The sequence below is a fragment of the Scandinavium sp. genome (genome assembly GCF_051650185.1).
In the GTDB taxonomy this organism is placed as follows: Bacteria; Pseudomonadota; Gammaproteobacteria; order Enterobacterales; family Enterobacteriaceae; genus Scandinavium.
Genome location: NZ_JBOFIN010000045.1, coordinates 1 through 3,907, shown reverse-complemented (window position 1 = coordinate 3,907; position 3,907 = coordinate 1). Strand labels below are relative to the sequence as shown.

The 3,907-nt window shown below is 55.2% G+C and carries 5 protein-coding genes and 1 pseudogene; 1 reads left to right on the top strand and 5 read right to left on the bottom strand.

Annotation, left to right across the window (positions count from 1 at the left end; all coding sequences use genetic code 11):
* A pseudogene (locus ACRCWW_RS05540) lies at positions 1-914 on the top strand (conjugative transfer ATPase); the annotation flags it as partial.
* Positions 915-1,048: 134 nt separating this feature from the next.
* On the opposite strand, the gene msrA reads toward ACRCWW_RS05540, so the two are convergent.
* The 5 genes from msrA to ACRCWW_RS05515 all read right to left on the bottom strand — a co-directional run bounded on the left by msrA (position 1,049) and on the right by ACRCWW_RS05515 (position 3,791).
* Positions 1,049-1,543 carry a peptide-methionine (S)-S-oxide reductase MsrA gene (gene msrA / locus ACRCWW_RS05535; RefSeq protein WP_438681516.1) on the bottom strand — a complete coding sequence of 165 codons (495 nt, stop codon included), beginning with the start codon at positions 1,541-1,543 and terminating at the stop codon, positions 1,049-1,051.
* Positions 1,533-1,994: a peptide-methionine (R)-S-oxide reductase MsrB gene (gene msrB, locus ACRCWW_RS05530; protein WP_438681515.1), complete on the bottom strand. Its 462-nt coding sequence runs from the start codon at positions 1,992-1,994 to the stop codon at positions 1,533-1,535. The genes msrA and msrB overlap by 11 nt, the downstream gene beginning before the upstream one ends.
* A 234-nt stretch (positions 1,995-2,228) precedes the next feature.
* On the bottom strand, positions 2,229-2,747 hold the full coding sequence (locus ACRCWW_RS05525) for a DUF417 family protein (RefSeq protein ID WP_438681514.1): 519 nt from the start codon (positions 2,745-2,747) through the stop codon (positions 2,229-2,231).
* A 30-nt stretch (positions 2,748-2,777) separates the two neighbouring features.
* Complete coding sequence (locus ACRCWW_RS05520; RefSeq protein ID WP_438681513.1) at positions 2,778-3,038, bottom strand: DUF1471 domain-containing protein; 261 nt, start codon at positions 3,036-3,038, stop codon at positions 2,778-2,780.
* Between the two features lie 195 nt (positions 3,039-3,233).
* Positions 3,234-3,791 carry a TetR/AcrR family transcriptional regulator gene (locus ACRCWW_RS05515; RefSeq protein ID WP_438681512.1) on the bottom strand — a complete coding sequence of 186 codons (558 nt, stop codon included), beginning with the start codon at positions 3,789-3,791 and terminating at the stop codon, positions 3,234-3,236.
* Between the last annotated feature and the right edge of the window lie 116 nt (positions 3,792-3,907).

Genomic DNA, 3,907 nt, shown 5'->3' with positions numbered 1-3,907 from the left:
GTGGCGAACCCCGGGAAGATGCCCGGCTGACCCGTCCGGACAGGGCGATGATCCGCCAGGCCATCATCGATGCGGCAACCGTCTGTCACCAGGCTGAGCGACAGACGCTGACACAGGATGTGCGCGATGCGCTGTTTGTTCTGTCAAAAGACAGCTCATTGCCGGAGAGCCGACGCACTCGCGCCTATGAGATGGCGGAGTCGATGAACCTGTTCTGCTCAGGCTTTGAGGGCGAATTATTCAACCGGGAAGGAACACCCTGGCCGGATGCGGATATCACACTGGTTGATCTCGGCACCTTTGCCCGTGAAGGGTATGAGGCCCAGCTTGCCATCAGCTACATATCACTGATTAATCATATCAACAACCTGGGCGAGCGCGATCAGCATCTGGAACGCCCCATCGTCAATATCACCGATGAGTCCCACATCATTACCGTGAACCCGCTGCTGGCCCGCTTCCTCACCAAGGGCTCGAAGATGTGGCGTAAGCTGGGGATCTGGCTGTGGCTGGCCACGCAAAACCTGGCAGATTTTCCGGATGAAGCGAAGAAGCTGCTGAACATGATTGAGTGGTGGGAACTGCTGGTGATGCCCCCGGAGGAGGTGACCCAACTGGAACGCTTCAAAACACTCAGTGATGCACAGCGCCAGCTGTTGCTCTCCGCCAGTAAGGCACCGGAGAAATACACCGAAGGCGTGGTGCTGGCGAATAAAATCGAAGCGCTGTTCCGGGTGGTGCCACCGAGCCTTTATCTGGCGCTCGGGATGACTGAAAAACATGAGAAGGCTGCGCGTGCGAAACTCATGCGTGAGCAGGGGATCTGCGAACTGGATGCGGCGATTCAGGTCGCACGACAGATTGACAGGCTAAGGGGGCTCTGTTCAGAGGATAAAAAGGGTGGACTGCACTGACTGATTTCTTTGCTTGAGGTCGATGTCGCAATGCGGCACAGTGCATTTTTGCAGATGCAACACCCCGGCACGGCAGGATTTCCCCTGCGCCGGGGCTCTTTTTACGGGCGGTTAAAAGTGTAAGAAGCCTTGCTTTATTCCGGCAACTGCCAGTCCGGACGGGCAAAATGGCAGGTGTAACCATTCGGATTGCGCTGCAGATAGTCCTGGTGTTCGGCTTCTGCGGACCAGAATGCTGATGCTTTTTCCACCTCCGTCACGATCACGCCAGGCCAGATGCCGGACTCATCCATTTCGTGGATAAGCTGGTTGGCCTCAGACATCTGTTCTTCGGTTGTCCAGTAAATAGCGGAACGATAGCTGGAGCCGATATCATTTCCCTGGCGACGTACGGTGGTCGGGTCATGGATTTGAAAAAAGAACTTCAGCAGCTCCCGGTAGCTCAACTGGTCAGGTGAAAAAATGACCCTGATGGCTTCCGCATGGCCGGGATGATACTGATACGTGGGGTTGTCATTACGCCCTCCGGTGTAACCCACTTCGGTGCTGATAACCCCGTCGAGGTTGCGAATAAGCTCCTGAACACCCCAGAAGCAGCCGCCAGCAAGAATAGCAGTGTCAGTTTTCATGTTGATCTCCGGTTTCAAACAGGGAAAGGAATTCTCCATACCCTTCTGTGGCTAAAGACATTGTCGGGATAAAACGCAACGCGGCGGAATTGATGCAGTAGCGAAGCCCGCCGCTTTCCTGTGGCCCGTCCGGGAATACATGCCCCAGATGGCTGTCGCCGTGGCGGGAGCGGACTTCGGTGCGCACCATGCCGTGGCTGACGTCGCTCAGATTACGGACATTGTTCTCAACCGGGCGACTGAATGCTGGCCAGCCGCAGCCGGAATTAAACTTATCTTTTGAGGTAAACAGGGGTTCGCCGGATACAATATCCACGTACAGCCCTTCCTCAAAATGGTCGTCATATTCTCCGGTGAAAGAGCGTTCGGTGCCATTTTTCTGCGTGACGTTAAACTGCAGTTCTGTCAGCGCCTGAATGGCCTGCGGGTCTTTTTTATACTGTCTGCTCATTTTGTTCTCCTTGCGGGTGTCATTCACTGGGGCGGAGCCTGCTCATGAATGAGATCCCGATAGTGCTTTTCAAAATCCGGATTGACGGGGAGCGGCTTATTTTCCAGGTAGCGCGCTATAAAATAGCGGGGGGTGACCCCCGCCCGAAAGGCGGCTTCCATGCCTCTCACAATGAACCCGGGAGTGGTGTTGTATTTACGGGCCAGTAATAACAGGCTGCGGCGTAATTCAGGGTCACCCCATGGCTGACAGTGCGTCAGACGGACGGGGTTTGTGGGCGGAGCGAAGCTGTCGTGCCCGGGATACCCTCCGCAAAACCAGCGTGCATCGCAGGTCATGTCGCAGAAGCACCAGCCCGGCGCCAATCAGCAGAACATCCTTGATGATGAAGCTGTCAATACGACCCAGTTGCGGTAGCAGGCTCAGGGTGACAATGCCGGTGCCCGTCACCATCACCGCACCCACAACACCGGCGAGAGGGCGGAAAAAGCCGATTATCAGCGCCAGCAGGGTGATATTTTCCACCACACCGAGTCCGTAGCTGAGCCCCTGAACGCCCAGCGCCGGATACAGTGCCCCGAGCCAGGTGCCCGGCAGCAGGTGGTGCAGGGCGTCGGCTTCAAAAGCGAACCATTTGTAGGTGCCAAACAGCGCGAAGATGAAGATGACCGAAAGGCGCAGGACGATGATATCGAGGCCAGCCGTCTGGCGAAGTACGCGGTGCAGCAGTGTGTTGAAGGTGGTGTTTTTCATGATATGCATCCTTTTATTTTTCGTTCTTTATCATGCGAACAGTGTGGCGCGGGCATGAATGAAGCGGGCCTGCTGAAGGTCTGAAATCAGATAACCGGCGGCACCGTGTTCGAGGGCTTCGCGGATGACCTCTTTTTCCAGCTCATCGACGGAAGACACCCAGCCGATGGAGAGTGTATAAACCGGCACCAGGTCGGCTTTTTGTTCTTCGGTCAGGTCAGATTTGATGATGACCGGGCCGTGAGGTTTACGGGTAAAGATGGCGATAACGTCGTTGATAAGTGCTTTCATGATGATTACCCCTGTATGTCGGTTATGTTTTATTTTGGTGTTGCTGTGTTGTTAAAGTTAAATCTACCTACCAGTAGATAGATTGGCAAGGGCGAATTTCACTTATCGCTAAAAAAATGTGACTCGAGTCACACTATTTCCTTGGGGGCAATAAAAAGCCCGCATCCTGCGGGCCGGGGGATTCAGGGGAAAAGACTACGGACGACAGAGCAGTTGCATAAGGGCGGCCATGGTGCGGCTACAGGCATCATGCGGCGCGATGCGGTTGAGCATCAGGGCCCCTTTTATTGCACTGCCAATGATGATGGCCACATCTGCTGGCGCGGAGGTGAACACCAGTTCGCCGCTCTCGCGGCCTGAAATCAGCACGTCCGTCAGAATTCGCAGGTCGGTTTGTGCCAGTCGGGTGGTGGCGTCCTGAAGTGAGGTTTCGAAGGCCGCGCTGTCGGAGAGCATGGCATGGATACCGCACATCTGCCCCTGGTCGGCACATTTCAGGAAGGCGTCCATATACCCCTGCAGGCGGGCTTTTCCGGCCGGAAGTTGCTGCAATTCCGCCTCCAGACTCAGCAAACCTGCCTCTTTAAATTCACAGTAGGCAATCCCGAGGTCGGTTTTGGTCTGGAAATGATAATGAATACTGGCCTTGCGTATCCCCAGCCCTTCGGCGAGGTCAGCATAGCTGAAGCCCTGATAACCATTCTTCTGGATGAGGGTGTCAGTCAGCGCAATCAGACTGTCTTGCGTGGACATGGTGTTTCTCCTGGCATGTGAGTGCCGTCGTCTCAGTCAATGCAATAAAGCCCGGAGGCGGCGGCATCCGGGCAAAGTGTTTCAGTGGAATTTTACAGGCACAGCCGTCGGTTACT